This window comes from Bacteroides sp. AF32-8BH, assembly GCF_003435205.1.
Lineage (GTDB): Bacteria > Bacteroidota > Bacteroidia > Bacteroidales > Bacteroidaceae > Bacteroides > Bacteroides ovatus.
Window position 1 is genome coordinate 1 of the sequence record NZ_QVLZ01000044.1, and the last position, 18,059, is coordinate 18,059.

Annotated in this window: 16 protein-coding genes and 1 other RNA gene; 15 read left to right on the plus strand and 2 right to left on the minus strand. The window is 41.2% G+C overall.

Annotation, left to right across the window (positions count from 1 at the left end; genetic code table 11):
- The first annotated feature begins 767 nt into the window (after window positions 1-767).
- The 8 genes from DWZ47_RS24090 (at window position 768) to DWZ47_RS24125 (ending at window position 7,430) form a co-directional block, all read left to right on the plus strand.
- Window positions 768-992 carry a winged helix-turn-helix domain-containing protein gene (locus tag DWZ47_RS24090; protein WP_004301899.1) on the plus strand — a complete coding sequence of 75 codons (225 nt, stop codon included), beginning with the start codon at window positions 768-770 and terminating at the stop codon, window positions 990-992.
- Window positions 993-1,196: 204 nt separating this feature from the next.
- Window positions 1,197-2,741 (plus strand): peptide MFS transporter, encoded by a 1,545-nt coding sequence (locus DWZ47_RS24095; RefSeq protein WP_004304674.1) that lies wholly within the window; start codon window positions 1,197-1,199, stop codon window positions 2,739-2,741.
- Window positions 2,742-2,782: 41 nt separating this feature from the next.
- On the plus strand, window positions 2,783-3,319 hold the full coding sequence (gene hpt / locus DWZ47_RS24100; RefSeq protein ID WP_004304676.1) for a hypoxanthine phosphoribosyltransferase: 537 nt from the start codon (window positions 2,783-2,785) through the stop codon (window positions 3,317-3,319).
- 67 nt (window positions 3,320-3,386) lie between these two features.
- Entirely contained in the window at window positions 3,387-3,956 is a 570-nt protein-coding gene (locus DWZ47_RS24105; protein ID WP_004301902.1) for an adenylate kinase, read from the plus strand.
- Between the two features lie 115 nt (window positions 3,957-4,071).
- Window positions 4,072-5,238, plus strand: coding sequence for a GTPase ObgE (gene obgE / locus DWZ47_RS24110; RefSeq protein WP_004304678.1), 1,167 nt, complete (start codon window positions 4,072-4,074; stop codon window positions 5,236-5,238).
- On the plus strand, window positions 5,235-6,047 hold the full coding sequence (gene pgeF / locus DWZ47_RS24115) for a peptidoglycan editing factor PgeF (protein ID WP_117514930.1): 813 nt from the start codon (window positions 5,235-5,237) through the stop codon (window positions 6,045-6,047). The genes obgE and pgeF overlap by 4 nt, the downstream gene beginning before the upstream one ends.
- A gap of 50 nt (window positions 6,048-6,097) precedes the next feature.
- Window positions 6,098-6,763, plus strand: a complete 666-nt coding sequence (locus tag DWZ47_RS24120) for a B3/4 domain-containing protein (protein WP_117514932.1) — start codon at window positions 6,098-6,100, stop codon at window positions 6,761-6,763.
- Window positions 6,764-6,791: 28 nt separating this feature from the next.
- On the plus strand, window positions 6,792-7,430 hold the full coding sequence (locus tag DWZ47_RS24125; protein ID WP_004304684.1) for a M23 family metallopeptidase: 639 nt from the start codon (window positions 6,792-6,794) through the stop codon (window positions 7,428-7,430).
- Window position 7,431: 1 nt separating this feature from the next.
- Here DWZ47_RS24125 and DWZ47_RS24130 read toward each other — a convergent pair whose 3' ends face one another.
- Window positions 7,432-8,613: a lactonase family protein gene (locus tag DWZ47_RS24130; protein ID WP_117514933.1), complete on the minus strand. Its 1,182-nt coding sequence runs from the start codon at window positions 8,611-8,613 to the stop codon at window positions 7,432-7,434.
- Between the two features lie 183 nt (window positions 8,614-8,796).
- On the opposite strand from DWZ47_RS24130, the gene ssrA reads away from it, so the two are divergent.
- Window positions 8,797-9,193: a transfer-messenger RNA gene (ssrA, locus tag DWZ47_RS24135) on the plus strand.
- 161 nt (window positions 9,194-9,354) lie between these two features.
- Here the strand turns inward: ssrA and DWZ47_RS24140 are convergent.
- A complete protein-coding gene (locus tag DWZ47_RS24140; RefSeq protein ID WP_117514935.1) occupies window positions 9,355-10,332 on the minus strand; it encodes a helix-turn-helix domain-containing protein in 978 nt (325 codons plus the stop codon).
- A 316-nt stretch (window positions 10,333-10,648) separates the two neighbouring features.
- On the opposite strand from DWZ47_RS24140, the gene DWZ47_RS24145 reads away from it, so the two are divergent.
- From DWZ47_RS24145 to DWZ47_RS24170, 6 genes are all read left to right on the plus strand, one after another.
- Entirely contained in the window at window positions 10,649-11,296 is a 648-nt protein-coding gene (locus tag DWZ47_RS24145; protein ID WP_233525100.1) for a DUF3575 domain-containing protein, read from the plus strand.
- A 14-nt stretch (window positions 11,297-11,310) separates the two neighbouring features.
- A complete protein-coding gene (locus DWZ47_RS24150) occupies window positions 11,311-12,318 on the plus strand; it encodes a DUF5119 domain-containing protein (protein WP_117514939.1) in 1,008 nt (335 codons plus the stop codon).
- 50 nt (window positions 12,319-12,368) lie between these two features.
- Window positions 12,369-13,370 (plus strand): fimbrillin family protein, encoded by a 1,002-nt coding sequence (locus DWZ47_RS24155; RefSeq protein WP_117514941.1) that lies wholly within the window; start codon window positions 12,369-12,371, stop codon window positions 13,368-13,370.
- 169 nt (window positions 13,371-13,539) lie between these two features.
- Window positions 13,540-14,511, plus strand: a complete 972-nt coding sequence (locus DWZ47_RS24160) for a fimbrillin family protein (protein WP_229086110.1) — start codon at window positions 13,540-13,542, stop codon at window positions 14,509-14,511.
- 10 nt (window positions 14,512-14,521) lie between these two features.
- The gene (locus tag DWZ47_RS24165) at window positions 14,522-15,532 is read left to right on the plus strand and encodes a fimbrillin family protein (protein WP_117514945.1); all 1,011 of its coding nucleotides are present in this window, start codon (window positions 14,522-14,524) and stop codon (window positions 15,530-15,532) included.
- A 15-nt stretch (window positions 15,533-15,547) separates the two neighbouring features.
- Window positions 15,548-17,902: a DUF4906 domain-containing protein gene (locus DWZ47_RS24170; RefSeq protein WP_117514947.1), complete on the plus strand. Its 2,355-nt coding sequence runs from the start codon at window positions 15,548-15,550 to the stop codon at window positions 17,900-17,902.
- Window positions 17,903-18,059: the final 157 nt, after the last annotated feature.

Consider the following 18,059-nt stretch of genomic DNA (forward strand, 5'->3'; position numbering starts at 1 on the left):
GAAGACAGTTGAAATAAAAAAGAGATTACCACCAAATTTGACGAAGAACCAGATTTCTTCATTTCATTTCTCATATTCTCATTGTTTTTCGATAAACGAAAGCTAATCAAATAGATATCTTATGAGAAACACTTTTTCGAAACGGTATTTCTCATAAGTTCTCCCATATTTTGGCTCAAAAGCCACCTTATTCTCATAGTATTTCAGGGTATTTCTCATAGTCAAAAGCCATTTGTTCTTCCTTTTTTCTTTCAGCCTGCCTTATTTTTATCAGGAAATGAAGCTACTATTTAGATAAAATAGTGGCTTTTTGCTTGAGGATGTTCGTTGTTCTCGATTGTCCCATATATTGTGGGAAAGTATTCTCATATATTGAAGGAAAACTTTCCCACAAAATAAGGGAATACTTTCCCAAGCCTTAGGGAATCTTTTCCCACAATATGTGGGACTGAGACACTGTGTATGGAAGCAAGCAAAAGGAATACATAGCTCTATTTATTCAATGTCAGCTTCCGGCACACTACACTATGAGAAATGAAAATGAAAAATCTTTTTCTGTAGAGGGGCGGATGGAAATTGTGTTTAGTTTATCTCCATACCTTCTTAAACAAATTTTTAATGCGGTTCCCCTGATTAAGCCTTTGATTATTTGTCGTTTCCGATAAAAATGTTATCTTTGGAGATAGGTAATGTGCATCACATTATTTTCCAGTGCTCACAATGAATTAGAATCTAAATAACAAATTGTTTAATCTTCTAAAGTTTGCATGATGGAAAAGACAAAAATTGGCTTGAATGCCGGGAAAGTATGGCGCATCTTAAATGAAAAAGGTGAACTTTCAATGTTCGATTTGTGCCGTGAATTAAGTTTGACGTTTGAAGACGTAGCTCTTGCTATTGGTTGGCTGGCCCGAGAAGACAAAATCTTTTTGAGGAAAAGAGAAGGAATGCTTTTTGCCAGTATCGAAAATGTCGAATTTACTTTTGGCTAAGGTGGTAGCTAACCTATATTTAAGATGGATCTCCACTTTGTTATTTACACAGCTAAAAAAATAATGAAGTGGATCAGTAGGATTTTTTATGCCCATTTTTATTATTCCCCCTATATTCCCGTTTGATAAGAACTTTCTTTTTTTGAAGCATTTAATCTATTTTTCGTACCTTTGCACCCCATAAACTACTAAACACATAAATTCATGAGTGCATTGAAAGGGCATCCGAAAGGCCTTTATCTGATTTTCGCGACAAGCACGGCAGAACGTTTCAGTTACTACGGTATGCGTGCGATCTTTATTCTTTTCCTGACGCAGGCATTATTGTTTGACAAAGAAGCGGCAGCATCCATTTACGGTAGCTATACCGGGTTAGTCTATTTAACTCCTTTGATTGGCGGATACATTGCCGATAAATATTGGGGAATCCGTCGCTCTGTGTTTTGGGGAGCAATGATGATGGCAGTCGGACAATTCCTGATGTTTATGAGTGCCTCTACTTTAGATAATACGGAACTTGCTCACTGGATGATGTATGGCGGACTCGGATTCCTGATCTTGGGAAATGGTTGTTTCAAACCTACCGTTTCTTCTCTCGTAGGTCAACTCTACGAACCGGGAGACAGACGGCTGGATGCTGCATATACCATCTTCTATATGGGAGTGAATGTAGGTTCTTTTGCCGCCCCTTTGATTTGTGGTTATCTGGGCGATACCGGTGACCCGCACGATTTTAAATGGGGATTTCTTGCAGCCGGAATCATGACACTGTTCACTGTTGTACTTTTTGAAACTCAAAAGAATAAATATCTTTTCTCTCCTTCCGGAGAGCCAATCGGTATTATCCCCGATGCCAAACGTGAAAAGAAAGAGGATAAAGCCGAGCATATCTCACACCCGAAGATGGATAAGCGTACCAAGTTGCGTAATACCCTTGTAATCACTATTCTTACAGTTGCTTTAATAGCCTTCTTTAATTACGCTTTTGAGGGTGACTGGGTGAGCATCGGTATTTTTACCGCCTGCATTGTTTTCCCTGTTCTCATCCTATTGGATGGTTCATTAACCAAGATCGAACGTAGTCGTATTTTCGTTATCTATATAGTAGCTTTCTTTGTCATTTTCTTCTGGGCGGCTTACGAACAGGCAGGAGCCTCTTTAACTCTCTTTGCCTCCGAACAGACCAATCGTGATATTTTAGGTTGGGAAATGCCGGCTTCGTGGTTTCAATCCTTCAATCCTCTGTTTGTTGTTGTCCTGGCATATATAATGCCGGGTGTGTGGAGCTTCCTCAACAAACGAAAGATGGAACCTGCTTCTCCTACCAAACAAGCGATTGGCTTGTTACTTCTTTCTTTAGGTTATCTTTTCATCTGTTTCGGAGTGAAAGATGCTATCCCCGGAGTGAAGGTAAGTATGATTTGGCTGACAGGACTTTATTTTATTCATACAATGGGTGAAATAGCCTTGTCACCTATCGGACTTTCAATGGTAAATAAGTTGAGTCCGCTACGTTTCGCCTCTTTGATGATGGGAATCTGGTATCTGTCTACTGCCACAGCCAATAAATTTGCAGGCATGTTGAGTGGACTTTATCCGGAAGCCGGAAAAGTGAAATCAATCTTTGGTTATCAGATTGCTACCATGTACGATTTCTTTATGGTATTCGTTGTCATGTCCGGTGTTGCTTCATTGATTCTGTTCCTTCTCTCGAAGAAATTACAGAAGATGATGCACGGGGTAGAATAAAAAATCGTATTTTTGCAAGGTTATTTTTTAAATTACCGGTTATGGATACCATTCAGATAAAAGACAAACAGTTCACTGTTTCTATTAAGGAACAGGATATTCAGAAAGAAGTGATTCGCGTAGCGAACGAAATCAACCGCGACTTGGCAGGTAAGAATCCGCTCTTCCTTAGTGTGTTGAACGGTTCATTTATGTTTACTGCCGACTTGTTGAAGCACATCACCATCCCTTGCGAGATTTCGTTTGTGAAACTGGCTTCTTATCAGGGAGTGACTTCCTCGGGAGTGATTAAGGAAGTGATCGGACTGAATGAAGACATTGCCGGACGTACAGTAGTTATTGTAGAAGATATTGTGGATACCGGGCTAACCATGCAACGCCTGTTGGATACATTGGGTACACGCAACCCTGAAGCAATCCATATTGCTTCTCTGCTAGTGAAGCCTGAAAAACTCAAGGTCAATCTGAACATCGAATACGTAGCAATGGAAATCCCGAACGACTTTATCGTAGGTTACGGACTGGATTATGATGGTTTCGGACGCAACTATCCCGATATTTATACAGTAGTAGATTAAACAGCTAATATTAAATAGGTACCAGTTTAAATGGTAAATAGTAAATCGTTAAATTGTAAATAACAAAATGTTGAACATCGTAATTTTCGGTGCTCCGGGTTCAGGAAAAGGAACACAGAGCGAACGTATTGTAGAAAAGTATGGAATCAATCACATCTCAACAGGAGATGTATTGCGTGCTGAAATCAAGAATGGCACAGAATTGGGTAAAACTGCTAAAGGTTACATCGACCAAGGTCAATTGATTCCTGATGAATTAATGATTGATATTCTGGCAAGCGTATTCGACAGCTTCAAAGATAGCAAAGGTGTAATTTTCGACGGTTTCCCAAGAACAATTGCACAAGCTGAAGCATTAAAGAAAATGTTGGCAGAAAGAGGACAGGATGTTTCTGTAATGGTTGACCTGGATGTTCCGGAAGAAGAACTGATGGTACGTCTGATTAAACGTGGTAAGGATTCCGGTCGTGCTGATGATAACGAAGAGACAATCAAAAAACGTCTGCACGTATATCATTCACAGACTGCCCCACTGATCGACTGGTACAAGAACGAAAAGAAATACCAACACATCAACGGCTTGGGTACTATGGAAGGTATCTTTGCTGAAATCTGCGAAGCAGTAGATAAATTGTAATTTAGTAATCTTACTAATTATCAATACACTATTATAAATGAATAAGTCAGTCAGTAGCCGGAGTATTTTACTTAACTACTCTAACTACTGACTACTTTAACTACTTAAAAAGAATATGGCTGAATCGAATTTTGTTGATTACGTAAAGATATACTGTCGCTCGGGTAAGGGCGGAAGAGGCTCTACGCACATGAGGCGCGAGAAATATTGTCCTAACGGAGGTCCCGATGGGGGCGATGGTGGAAGAGGAGGTCATATCATCTTGCGCGGTAACCGTAATTACTGGACATTGTTGCACTTGAAGTATGACCGTCACGCAATGGCCGGTCATGGTGAATCGGGGAGTAAAGGACGTAGTTTCGGAAAAGACGGTGCGGATAAAGTAATAGAAGTGCCCTGCGGAACGGTCGTTTATAATGCCGAGACAGGGGAATATCTTTGTGACGTAACAGAAGACGGACAGGAAGTGATCTTGCTCAAAGGCGGTCGCGGTGGTCAGGGTAACTGGCATTTCAAGACGGCAACCCGTCAGGCTCCGCGTTTTGCACAGCCGGGAGAACCGATGCAGGAAATGACCGTTATCATGGAGCTGAAACTACTTGCCGATGTCGGTCTGGTAGGTTTCCCGAATGCGGGTAAGTCAACTTTGCTTTCTTCCATTTCGGCTGCTAAACCGAAAATCGCCGATTATCCCTTTACTACGCTCGAACCCAATCTGGGTATCGTTTCCTATCATGGTGGAAAGTCTTTCGTGATGGCAGATATACCCGGTATTATCGAGGGAGCCAGTCAGGGTAAAGGCTTGGGACTGCGTTTCCTGCGTCATATCGAGCGCAATTCATTACTGCTGTTTATGGTTCCGGCAGACAGTGACGACATTCGTAAGGAATACGAAGTCTTGCTGAACGAACTGCGTACTTTCAATCCTGAAATGTTGGACAAGCAACGTGTGTTGGCTGTCACCAAGAGCGATATGCTCGATCAGGAATTGATGGACGAAATAGAACCTACATTGCCGGAAGGCATTCCCCACGTATTCATATCTTCTGTTTCCGGTTTGGGTATCTCGGTGTTGAAAGACATTCTTTGGGAAGAACTGAATAAGGAAAGCAATAAGATAGAGGACATCGTTCACCGTCCGAAGGACGTAACCCGTCTGCAACAGGAGCTCAAAGACATGGGCGAAGATGAAGACATCGTTTATGAATATGATGACAATGTTGATGATGATGACGATGATATCGACTATGAATACGAGGAAGAAGATTGGGAAGAAAAATGATTTCACTTACAAAAAATAATGAGTTGAAGGGATATAAGTCACTGGATGTATATCCCGAGGTAGCTCATTTCGTAACAACGCGTCACGAAGGTATAAGCACCGGAGCTTACGGCTCTTTCAACTGTTCGCCTTATACCAACGACTCATGCATGAACGTCAATCGCAATCAGAGCTGGTTGTTTCAGTGCATGAATCATCAGATAAAGGAGTTGTTTATTCCTGAACAGAGCCATGGTTGTGCCAGTCTGATTATCAATGAATCATTTTTTAAAGAGTCATTAGAAATGAGACAGCTACTTTTGCGAGGAATGGATGCCTTGATAACTAATGTGCCGGGGTATTGCGTTTGCGTCACGACGGCGGATTGTGTTCCTGTATTGCTGTACGACAAAAAACAACATGTTGTGGCTGCCGTTCATGCCGGATGGAAAGGAACTGTGAAGCATATTGTCAGTCATGTGATGGATCACTTGAATCAGAAATTCGGGACGCAAGGCGAAGATGTGGTAGCTTGCATCGGGCCGAGCATTTCGCTCGAATCATTTGAAGTAGGTGATGAGGTGTATGATGCTTTTAAAGAAAGCGGTTTCGATATGTCTCTTATTTCTATGAAGAAGAAGGAGACGGGCAAATATCATATTGATTTGTGGGAAGCCAACCGGATTGAATTACTGAATGCCGGAGTGCCTGCAGAACAGATAGAAGTAGCTGGCATCTGTACCTATATTCATCATGATGAATTCTTCTCCGCACGTAGACTGGGAATAGATTCCGGTCGTATCTTGTCGGGAATAATGATTAGAAAGTAATAATTGGTGTCCGTAATTGCAGGACGCTGATGATTGGTTTATGATAAGTTATGTTTGAAATAAAAGTATCTAAAGAAATAAAAGACGCATGCCCGGTTTTCGCCGGAGCCGCCGTGTATGCTGCAGTGAAGAATACTGCTTACAGCGAAGGTCTTTGGCAGGAAATCAATGCTTTCACCGAACAACTGACTTCCACTACACAGATGGAAGACATCAAACATCAACCCGTTATCTTTGCTACCCGTGAGGCTTATAAACGTTGTGGCAAAGACCCCGGACGTTATCGCCCGTCAGCCGAAGCTCTACGCCGCCGCCTGATGCGTGGAATCCCGCTATATCAGATTGATACACTGGTAGACCTGATTAACCTCGTGTCTCTTCGTACGGGACATTCTATTGGTGGTTTCGATGCGGATAAAATACAAGGTACACACCTTGAACTCGGTATCGGCAAAGCTGGAGAACCGTTTGAAGGTATCGGTCGCGGTGTGTTGAATATTGAAGGATTACCCGTATATCGCGATTCATTCGGAGGAATCGGAACACCGACAAGCGATCACGAACGTACGAAGATGGATCTCGGAACTACTCATATCCTGGCGATAGTCAACGGTTATAATGGGAAAGATGGTTTGCAAGAAGCTGTTGAAATGATACAAACCTTATTAAGAAACTATACAGAATCGGATGGAGGCGAAATCGTATTCTTCGAATAATTAGAATGAGTGCTTTAAGAAAAAAGACATGAAAAACATACTTATCTTACTGACAGTTTTATTATTGCCACTGACTGCCGACGGGCAGGATAAACCTTCCTTCTCTGCCCGCGAAATGGCTGATGTACGGGTAGCTACTCCCGGGTTATTTGCTAAAAGCAATCATATCTATCTGCATTTGGATTCTCTGAAAGACCACGAATATGCATTCCCATTACCCGGAGGAAAAGTAATCTCTGCCTATGGAACTCGTGGAGGACATTCGGGAACAGATATTAAGACCTGTGCAAAAGATACGATTCGTGCTGCTTTTGATGGAGTAGTGCGTATGTCGAAACCCTATTATGCCTATGGAAATATCGTTGTAATCCGCCACGCTAACGGATTGGAAACGCTTTATAGCCACAATTTCAAGAATTTGGTTAAAGCTGGTGATGTCGTAAAAGCCGGACAAGCTATCGGGCTGACAGGACGTACCGGTCGTGCCACTACCGAACATGTACACTTCGAAACCCGTATTAACGGGCAACATTTTAATCCGAATCTCATTTTTGATTTAAAAGAGAGGACATTGCGGAAAGAACGTATCAAGTGTACCAAGAACGGGAGTAAAATCGTTGTGAAGACGCATACTCCTGATAGCCGGATTGCCCAGAGTAAGAAATAACTTATCGCACAAACCGTATACAGACCGGCTTGTCTACTTTAATATCCTGCTGTACGTCTGTTAATAGTCCTGTATCTGCATCTCTTTCATAGACTTGTATCACATTGCTGTCTCTGCAAGCAACCAATAAGTATTTGCCATTAGGTGTAATGATGAAATTGCGTGGATGAATTCCTGTCAGTTGGTAGCCTGCTTTTGACAACATTCCGTTATCCGGGTGGATATTGAATATAGCAATACCGTCTGCTTTCAAACGATTGCTGGCATACAGGAATTTTCCATCCGGGCTGATATGAATGTCAGCACTTCCTTGTGCGTTTACCGTGTCGGCAGCGATTGTTTGCATCTCTTTTAAATCTCCGTCTTTGTATTCAAAGGCGATTACTGTGCCCGATAACTCATTAATCAGATAAGCATAATGGCCGTTTGGCGAGAAAGTCAGATGACGGGGACCCGAACCGGCTTTCACTTTAAAGGCAGCAGGCGATCCTTCTTTCAGAAATGCTTCTTTATTCTCTGTATTTGCAGTGGGGTTAATGATAAACTTATGTATTTGGTCTGTACCCAAGTCATCGGCAAACAAGTATTTACCATCTGGAGTGATACGGACACAATGCAGATGCGGTTTCTCTTGTCTTTCCTTGTCTACTCCCGCGCCTTTGAATTGTATAATATCGGAAGTGGGTAGGAGTGAACCATCTTTTGCGATAGGGAATACAGAAATGCTGCCACCACTGTAGTTGGCAGTTATCACATTATTTTCATTGGCAATGATATAGCAAGGATCTTCACCTCCTGTTTGCTGTGAATTTAATAATTCCAAAGTACCTTTTTCTTTATTGAAAGCAAATGCATTGGCAGCAGCTTGTTCATTATTGAATTCACTGACTGCATAGACGAATTTTCCGTCGGCAGACGGAACAAGATAAGAAGGATTTTCAATTTCCGTTTCACTTAACGGAGTAGCAGTCCCGTCTTTTTCGTTGAAGCGGTAGCTATATATCCCTTTACTGGTTCCTGATGTGTAAGTACCCACCAACATGGTTAGTTCGTTTTTCGTTGTATCGGTTGTTTCCATAGGAGTCTTTTTTTTAGAAGTACAGCCACTGATACTGATTCCGAATATGCAAACAGCGGCAAATGCTTTGAATATAGATGTTTTAGATAGATATGTCTTAATCATAAGTAGCTTATTATTGGTTGATTTTTCATGATGCTTTTTCACCTTAAATATAAAATAGCTCCGTAAAGATAGTGCTTTGATATAATATTTGCTAACGTCTTCTCGTAAATTAGAAAACATTTCCTATCTTTGTACCCTTGGAAAGCGTTCTAAACAATCGCTATTCTGTACGAATAAAAATTTGGGGTTGACTGGATTTGACAGCGGGCAGAAATGGTAGGTAAGCATGCAGTGGGTCGGTAATTTCCACTTAAATATCAGTTATCAAAATTTTATCTGGCGAAACTAATTACGCTCTTGCTGCTTAATCGAATCACAGTAGATTAGCTTAATCCAGGCACTAGGTGCCAGGACGAGACATCACTCGGAAGCTGTTGCTCCGAAGCATTCCGGTTCAGTGGTGCAGTTACATCGGGGATAGTCAAAGGCGGCCTCGCACTTTTGATGAAACTTTAGAGGATAAGGCAGGAATTGATGGCTTTGGTTCTGTTCCTGCACGAAAATTTAGGCAAAGATAAGCATGTAGAAAGCTTATGATTTCCTCGTTTGGACGAGGGTTCGATTCCCTCCAGCTCCACAACATTATAATGAAAAGAAGAATCCTGTAATCAATTGAATTACAGGATTCTTTGTTTGTAAATGGTTGAATGAAAGAAAAATGCTTTATATGATAAGCAGTGAAATGCTTTCTTAGGTCAACAAGAATATTTATTGCATGACATTGCGCTCTGACAGTTCCTTTCAGAGCAGGATATTTACTGCTATATTGTCTATATACTCTCGTTGCTTATTCAGGAATTCAGCCTGAAGGAGTTCATTGGACTGCGATATGACGGTGCAATACTTCTTCAGAGAATCGATCCACAATTTGTGTCTGGCTGTGATTTCCTTATTCCTTGTATATATCGGGTAACCATAGTGATGCCAGAAAGCAGATTCACTACTGTCATCCCATGTCGTATAAGTAGTGGTACTATTGATGTATAACACTGATAGATAAATTTCAATTTGAGTTCCGGTGGTATTAATACCTTTATTTATAGTTGTTTCTATATCATCCAAATATTTGTGCAGCTCTACCTTGAGCGTATCCAATTCTATCTCGTTCAACAGTCCTCTCACATAGAAATATTGCATTTCCTTTATCAGATTAAGAAACAGATTATTATCGACTATGAGAGACAGCTTTCTTATTTTAGTATTCAAGAAGCTCATTCTTTCACAGCTTTCTTTAATCTCTTTGGAAATGACTACCTCCGAATATAGATAGTTCAGTGGTACATCTGTCATTTGATGCATCCATCGGTAATAGATAAATTTGAATAAATGTTCATAGTTTATAAACATGGTGTGCAGAAAATGATTTAGTGTGCAGGTGATTTCGGAATTCTCCGAGTCAATCAAGCGTTGCAGGTAGCTTTCATAGTAGCGAAAAAACTCTAGAAGATTCTTGCTTGGGTTTTGTCTGATTGTACCTATATGATTGAACGCGGCGGCATCGCTTTTATCATTACTGATAATCTCATCCAGTGAAAAGTTTAACACCAGAGATAGTTTATAAATCTCTTCCATAGAGAATGGCTTTTCACCTCTCAGTCTCCTGTAAGCGGATTCTTTGCCAATGTCTAAGACATCCATAAGCAAAGTGACCGGTTTTAAATTTTCCGGCATGATATCCAGAATCTTTGTCAAAACAATTTTATTTAAATTCATAGTCATGAGTCAATGTATTATTAAATATTGTAAATATGAAAATTAAGCATCTAAATATAAAACGACAGCAATAATGTTTAGTTCGATAATTTGAACAATAATTTCCCGTTTTTTCAAAAAGTGAAATAGGTTCTTTTCGCTTGTTTATTATAATCCCAGTTATTGTGTCATTTATTAGTGTATGTTTTATGTTTCCGTAAACAAAGTAGATTAAACGTCTCAAATACTATCATACAGTTCGAATGTAACTGTTTTCTTTGTAATACGGACATTTTAGACTAATTATATGAAGCTCCAGAAATTAAATATTAGAGGGAGAATTATGAATATAGCCAAATGGCGATATAAATTAGAGGTTTTTAAAGTAAAGAAGTTTCTATGTGTAATGATGCTTTTTGTTCTTGCTGTTAGGGTAGCTTATTCGGAAAATGTCGGACAAGAAACGAAAACAATAAACAATATGCCTGCATATCTTACTATTGGTACTAATCTACTATATTGGGCGGCACTTGCACCAAATGTAACTGCCGAGTATTATTTCCCGGACAGTCATTGGTCTATATCGGGCACCTTTACTATGCCTTGGTGGAAAAGGAAATCCAAACACCAGTATTATCAGATCAGGCAATACCTTGCGGAAGGCCGATATTGGCTGAACAGCAAGGCTGCCGGAAGGAAACATTTTCTGGGAGCCAATATCCATGGTGGTATCTATGATCTCGAAAATAAGAAAACGGGATATTATGGTGAGTTCATAGGAACGAGTCTCACCTATGGATACAGTCTTAACTTGAATGGGAAGATGTCATTGGAGTTCACTATTGGTGGAGGATATATATTCACGAATTATGATAAATATTTGCCTGTAGATAACCGCTACGTATACCAATCGAGGCATAAGACGCATTATTGGGGAGTGACAAAAGCGGGTATCACTCTGATATGGAATATTCTGTATCAGAAAAGGTGAACTAATCTTTTATAATGAATAAGACTAGACGATATGAATATTGGTTTTATATACTTGTTTTGACTGTTTTTATAAGTTGTAGAAAGGATTTATATTACGAGCATTTCAAGGAGGTAGACTTGCATCTGGAGATCACTTATTCCTTGGATTGGCACTTGCCATGTGATGAAAACTGGAATGAGAAATGGCCTGCCGAGTGGACGGTAGATTGGGATAGGATGCTGCCTCGGGTACCGGAAGGAGTCAGGCTCCATGTTTTCGACTACGGCGATAAGACTCCCATTTCAAGTCACAATTTCGAGCATCATGGCGGTCGTGTGGCAATCAATAGCGGACGTTATGATATGCTATTATACAATAATGATACGGAAGGGATCATCTTTGAGAATATGCATGCGGTAAACGAAGCGGTTGCAACTACCCGTACCCGAACGCGTTCGGCATCCTATTCGAACAAGTATCCCGATGAGTTGACCGCTAATGTCCCGGATATGCTGTTTGCCGCATTTCTGTCCGAACAAGAATTAGTGAAAAATGAAGATGAAGAGACAACCAATGCGAGGATGAAGGTCGAACTGGCTCCTAGAACGTGGACCTACCTGATCAGATATGAATTCATTTCAGGCCGGGAGTATGTTTCCGAAGCCCGTGCCTACTTATCGGGGATGGCAGGGAAAGTTTCTTTGAAAGATGGACATACCGACAACGACAAAGTAGTCACCCTGTTGCTCGATTGCTATACCTGTGATTACGGCGTCGAAACCATTGCTCGTTCTTTCGGGCGATCGGAGACGGCCGCCACGCATAAACTTGTGCTGGAATTGAAACTGATGAGTGGTAAAGTTAAAATGGTGGAGTTTGATGTCACTGATCAAGTTAGCAGGCAACCCCAGGGAGGAGTCATTGTTGTCAGTGGCATTGTAGTCACTCCTGAAGAAGGAGAAAGACCCGGCGGCTCCGGATTCGACGGGGATGTGAACGATTGGGAAGAAAATGTAGATGTGGATATTCCCATCTCATAAATATAAATAAGTAATTAATTTAATTATTGAATCCATTTAAAAAAGAAAGAATGATGAGAAAAACCAATTTGTTTGCTGTTTTAACAGCAGTTGTTGCATTGACGTTTACCGCATGCACCAATATCGAAGATGTGGCAATGCCAGAGCAGAAAGTGCTGGACTTTTCTGTTTTTGCCAACAAGAACACACGTGCAGCTGAAACGGGCAGCACGCTCAAGACTGATGGGAAAGCATTCGGAGTCTGGGGGTATTCTACTTTTGAAACCGTGGATACTGATGTATTCCTGAATCAGGAAGTGAAGTATAATGGAACTACAAGTGCATGGGAATATTCGCCTTTGAAATACTGGGATACGCGTTCGTCCTATGAGTTCTATGCTTATTATCCTTATAAAGCCAGTGGAGTGACTATTGATGATAATAAAAACATCACCGTTACAGATTTCACCGTAGAACCTTTAGTTGCCAATCACGTAGACTTGATGCTTGCAGACAAAGTGACACGATTGGCCAATGCTCCTGTCAATCAGGTTACTTTTAACTTTAATCATTTACTGTCGAATATCAATCTTTCCTTTAAGAAAGATGTTGGCATTGCTGAAACCAAGGTTACATTGAAGACAGTGAAGATTTACGGGATGAGTAAAAAAGGTACTTTTGTTCAGTCGCAGGTACCTGAATGGGCTATATCCGATACTGATTTTGTAGGAGCAAGCGATTCAAATCTGGAGAACCTGGCAAGTGACAATGTACTTGATGTTGCTACAGCAGTAACGTTTAACGATATGCTGTTCATTCCGCAGAATACGAACAGTGTGAAAGTGGATGTCACTTACAATCTTGGTGAATCAGGAGCTGAACAGCCGTTTACAAGGACGCTGGACCTTAGTTATGACGCTTCGGACAGAACATACAATCCGGTTGCGTGGGGACAGAACCAGAAAATAACGTATAATTTCATTATCAGTGCCAATGCGATAGAATTCGGTGATCCTACAGTAGAAGATTGGACAACAACAATCCCGGATGTAGAAGTTCCTTCTATCAATTAATGATGAGAGAATATTAATCCCTGTCATTCTGTGCTCTCCGGGCGGTTCCTTCTCTGGCATGAATACACGGAAAAGAGAATCTTCGGTCACGCCCAGAATGACAGATACTCCGTTATATACTGATTAAGATGTATTATTTGAACAATAGAAAAGAAGAATGGATAGTATAATGAAAAAAACAGCTTTCATTATAGGTTTAATATCATTATTGACCGCCTGCAATAGTGGAAGTGATGACCGCTTTATGGAGCTTCCCGACACTCCTGCCGGAAAAGCTTCCATTTCTTTTGACGGTGCCCGGACACGTGCATCCCTAAATACTGTATCGAGTACCTTTGCTCTTTACGGAATCGCAACAGATGCCGACAATACTTCGGTCGTTTTCAATAATCAGAAGATAGAGTATAATAACGAGAGTACCCTCTGGGTTTATTCCCCATTGAAATATTGGAATACACAAGCCGATCACAAGTTCGGAGCTTATGCTCCTTATAATTCCTCCCGGAATTTCTCATTCAATCCGGAAGGATTTCCGATGATAACAGGTTTCATGGTAAGTCAGAATGTTGACAATCAGGAATCTCTCTTGCTTTCGCATCCGGTTGACCGGGAGGTAAGAGCAGGTGGCTTGGATATGTCCCCGGTGGTATTTACATTCGACCCGGCGCTGGCAAGAATTAATTTTAGAATAAAGAAAGAATCTTCCTTGACTGATGCGCTTCACTTAAACGTATTGCGTATGTATAACCTGAAATCATCCGGTAATTGTACCCATAACGGCAACCGGATCATTTGGGACACATCATCCGCCCCAATAAATACCTTTGGATACAGTACAGGATTTACAAACCCTCAGGAAGTTTCATACGAAGGATTTATTGCCTGGGAAGATGGTACTTTGATGGTACCTCAACAGATTTCCGGCATCACAGTATATTTGAGCTATACACGTCGGCACAATGACCTGACCTATTCGTATGATAAGGATAATATAACTCTGCCCGGAGCAGACTGGCAACCCGGTCAACAAATAACCTATGTATTGACACTTAAACCCGAAAATTATATTGAAATAGGTGAACCTATCGTGGAACCGTGGATTGACAGTCCATCAGGAGGTGGCACCATCATTGTAAATTAAACTATGGAGTATGAAAGAATCTATTATTTTAAAATATATATGGTTATTATCCGGTAACTTCATGATTGCCATATTGTTGGCGGCGTGTAACGGCAGTAATATAATCCCTGATAATCCGGATGAAGAAATAGAGATTATTCCCGAACGTTCCGTCACTTTCAGTTTGGGGACGGCTACGCGTGCTCTGCCTGTCACTCAATTGCGTGGCGAGAGCTTTGGTGTGAAGGCTTATATACTGGATAACCTATGGGCTGCAGCAGGATATAATGCAAAGCCGGACACTGATTGGAATAATGTGAGGATTGACTGTAGTGATTCGGGAGTCTGTACGTATGCCCCTATCCAGTCATGGCTGGATAACAAATACTACACATTTTTCGGTTATTATCCGTATAATACCCCCGGTGTAACTGTTTCCGATGCAAATCACGAATCGACACCTTACATAGAGTATCGTCTGTCGGCCAATGACCCGACGCAACATCAGGATGTCATGGTTGCGTCAACATTCGACTGTACGGCATTGAATACCGGTCAGGTCAGGATGCAATTTTCGCATATACTTTTCTGCATCAATATCGCAGTGAATAATTATCGTGATGAGGCCATCCGGTTGGATAATGTGATATGTCGGTTTACATCCCCTTTATACAGCACATATAGGATAAAGATGGATAAAAGCGAACCGGATACCGGCGGAACCATCACCAATGCGTCTTACCTGATGGCAAGCAGCGTGAATGTATCCAATACATCGGCAACAGGGGCGATGAATATCACGGATGCCGATCGGTTCTTAATGCTGATTCCGCAGCGAGGTTTGCAGGGGACTATTTCTTTCAATGTCACTCAGGGCGGACAAACGACTACGAAAGTGGTTGAATTCAACGACCCCGACACGGAGTATCGCGCAGGATATAGGTATACATTCACGCTCTATTTCGTAGGAGATGCCATTCATCTCAGAATCATTCGAAATAATGAGTGGAATGATAATAATAGTGAAATAGAATTTGATTAAGGAAAGTTTGATTTAATGATAAGAATAATTAGCTATACACGCTTGTTGATACTCGTTTTGTCGGTTGGTGTACTGTTTGGATGCAATAGCGACATTGTGGAACAGAAAAGACAGGCCGAAAGCCGGTATATACGTATAAACGGGTATCCCAAAGGATTCTCTGAAGTGGAAGTTTCGACTCGTTCGGGAAAGAATGAGTTCGAGACTAAACTCTCTACCTTATATATGCTCATCTTTGATGCCAATGGGCAGTTGGTAGATGTTCCGCAATTTATAGCCAGTGGTGTGCCTGATTTCTTGATAGATACACATAGTCCGTCTTTTGTCAATCACGATCAGCAGGCGCTTCGACAGTGTGATATTTTTTTGGTGGGTAATTTGAATAATGGAGATCTTGCCGGTATACGGAGTCTTACGGAACTCTATAATTTCGAAGTCGAAGCGACAACGATTCATCCGGATGCCGATCCTTCATTTAAGGGATTGGTTATGATTGGACAAACACAGGAAAAGGTCGACTTGAGCTTGGCGCGTCCTTCCACGAGTAATAATATTCAGGATATATTCATGGTGAGCATCTATGCTAAAGTCGTTGTGAATTTGCAAATACGTCCGGAGGAACATTTGCCCGGAAACGACCAGAGCTTTCGGATGATTAGCTGGGAGGTCGTGAACGCTCCGCGCTATGCAACTCTCGGTGCGCCCGATGCTACCGATGAAACCGCACCTTCGCATGGTGATAAGATACCTTCCAGTCCTTCGGGATTATACTCCGGTTCCAACCCGGTGGGAGTCTCCCAATCCCTGTCCTATACCTTTTATATGTTGGAGCACAAGCGCAATAAGTTGAACACCGTGAATTATCCGGAAGGTATCGACGAAATGTCCAAACAGCGTTTCAAACCAAAGTTTGTGAACGAAGATACGGATGCTGCCTATATGATTATTAACGGAATATATGTCGATCATCAGCTTGTCACGCACGAGACCACTTACAAGCTGTATCTCGGCGCCAACGCCGTGGATGATTTCTATATCCTGCGTGATAATCAGTATAACAATAATATAACAATCAAAGGAGTGACCAGTAACAGTGGCTATGATGAATCGACTATTTCGTTTGATGCCCGCGTCACAGTAAATTCCGGCCCAGTAGTTGTTTCGGTCAAGCGGGATACACAACTTGATTGCCATTATGAAGTTCGTCCGCTGGATATTTATATAACTCCCGGTTATACGGTGAATGTTGCAGTAGATCCTGCGGCACAGAGTTGGATAGGCTTGGATAGGGAAACAATAGCTGATGGTAAGGTTGTCAAACGGGATTATTTCACTACAAACCTGATTTCAACCTTGCCTAAAAGTTATGGGCCTTTCACTTCCGATTTTCGGGTATGGGCCTATTTTGATGAGAATACTTCTACGTCGGATAGAATAGGTAAAATCATATTCACCTACATTGAGACAGCAACGGGTGACCAGACAGTGCTTACCTATACTTTCTTGCAGAAAGGTCTGTTTGAGGTGGCTTACAATGGACATACTTATTACATCGAATTTCATGAAGAGTATCTCCATAACTTCGACCCCAACGATCCTTTCAATAATAAGACAGACGGAATGTTTTGGGGCCTCGATGGCATGCAACTTTCTCACCGGAGAGATGCTTTCAAGTATGATGGTATCTTATCTAACTCTATTACCAATAATATAAAAAGTTTATTGAGAGAACTTGATCCACAATTTTATCTTTATGACTTTTATACACCTCGTGATGAAGCGACAGTGGGAACCAATGGAGTTACAATAAACGAGCGTGCCGGACATGCATTTACAAGTGACATTGTTGCTACGGCAGGTATCGGACCTTTAAAGCTGAATGAAACAGCAGGAAGTGCCGTTGAATATTGTTATAACAAGAACAAGCGTAATGCTGCAGGGATAGTATCCGAAATAAAATGGTATCTTCCCGCCATAGACGAAATAGAAGATATCGTTATGGGGGCTTATGGTACTTTTACAGATTTTCAGAATAAGTATTACTGGTCGTCTCAACCTGCTTATGATTACTATACCTATCATTATAGAGGGCTTGGAGGACTCAACTCGGGAGATGGTAACTTTTTCAACGACAATTTATATAGTGCCAGAGCTACCAAGATAGATTATCAGAGTTCTGTATACAATACTGTAAAAAGCGGTATGAGTGATTATTTGATAAAATTCAATTTCAGAAGACCATCGATATTTGAGGCAGTTACTTGGGGAAATCCTCGTGAGGAGATTAATCCGGTCACTCCTGTCGATGATCCGGGTAAACAATTAAGAACGAATATAAATCGTATACGCTGTGTGTATAGGGCAAACTAGTTATTGCGTCTATATACTTCTATAATCGGGGCTATAATTGGGAATCACCAGCTAGTTGGCTTTTGGACGAAATATAAGAAGTAGTTTGGTATATCAACCATTTCTAAATAATTAGTATATATAAAAAGAGCACTCATTGCTGCTTTTGCAACATTGA

What these genes read in the sequence shown, in the direction of transcription:
- DWZ47_RS24090 (WP_004301899.1), top strand. Translation starts at nt 768, where the DNA reads ATGATGGAAAAGACAAAAATTGGCTTGAATGCCGGGAAAGTATGGCGC.
- DWZ47_RS24095 (WP_004304674.1), top strand. Translation starts at nt 1,197, where the DNA reads ATGAGTGCATTGAAAGGGCATCCGAAAGGCCTTTATCTGATTTTCGCG.
- hpt (WP_004304676.1), top strand. Translation starts at nt 2,783, where the DNA reads ATGGATACCATTCAGATAAAAGACAAACAGTTCACTGTTTCTATTAAG.
- DWZ47_RS24105 (WP_004301902.1), top strand. Translation starts at nt 3,387, where the DNA reads ATGTTGAACATCGTAATTTTCGGTGCTCCGGGTTCAGGAAAAGGAACA.
- obgE (WP_004304678.1), top strand. Translation starts at nt 4,072, where the DNA reads ATGGCTGAATCGAATTTTGTTGATTACGTAAAGATATACTGTCGCTCG.
- pgeF (WP_117514930.1), top strand. Translation starts at nt 5,235, where the DNA reads ATGATTTCACTTACAAAAAATAATGAGTTGAAGGGATATAAGTCACTG.
- DWZ47_RS24120 (WP_117514932.1), top strand. Translation starts at nt 6,098, where the DNA reads ATGTTTGAAATAAAAGTATCTAAAGAAATAAAAGACGCATGCCCGGTT.
- DWZ47_RS24125 (WP_004304684.1), top strand. Translation starts at nt 6,792, where the DNA reads ATGAAAAACATACTTATCTTACTGACAGTTTTATTATTGCCACTGACT.
- DWZ47_RS24130 (WP_117514933.1), bottom strand. Translation starts at nt 8,613, where the DNA reads ATGATTAAGACATATCTATCTAAAACATCTATATTCAAAGCATTTGCC.
- DWZ47_RS24140 (WP_117514935.1), bottom strand. Translation starts at nt 10,332, where the DNA reads ATGACTATGAATTTAAATAAAATTGTTTTGACAAAGATTCTGGATATC.
- DWZ47_RS24145 (WP_233525100.1), top strand. Translation starts at nt 10,649, where the DNA reads ATGAATATAGCCAAATGGCGATATAAATTAGAGGTTTTTAAAGTAAAG.
- DWZ47_RS24150 (WP_117514939.1), top strand. Translation starts at nt 11,311, where the DNA reads ATGAATAAGACTAGACGATATGAATATTGGTTTTATATACTTGTTTTG.
- DWZ47_RS24155 (WP_117514941.1), top strand. Translation starts at nt 12,369, where the DNA reads ATGATGAGAAAAACCAATTTGTTTGCTGTTTTAACAGCAGTTGTTGCA.
- DWZ47_RS24160 (WP_229086110.1), top strand. Translation starts at nt 13,540, where the DNA reads ATGAAAAAAACAGCTTTCATTATAGGTTTAATATCATTATTGACCGCC.
- DWZ47_RS24165 (WP_117514945.1), top strand. Translation starts at nt 14,522, where the DNA reads ATGAAAGAATCTATTATTTTAAAATATATATGGTTATTATCCGGTAAC.
- DWZ47_RS24170 (WP_117514947.1), top strand. Translation starts at nt 15,548, where the DNA reads ATGATAAGAATAATTAGCTATACACGCTTGTTGATACTCGTTTTGTCG.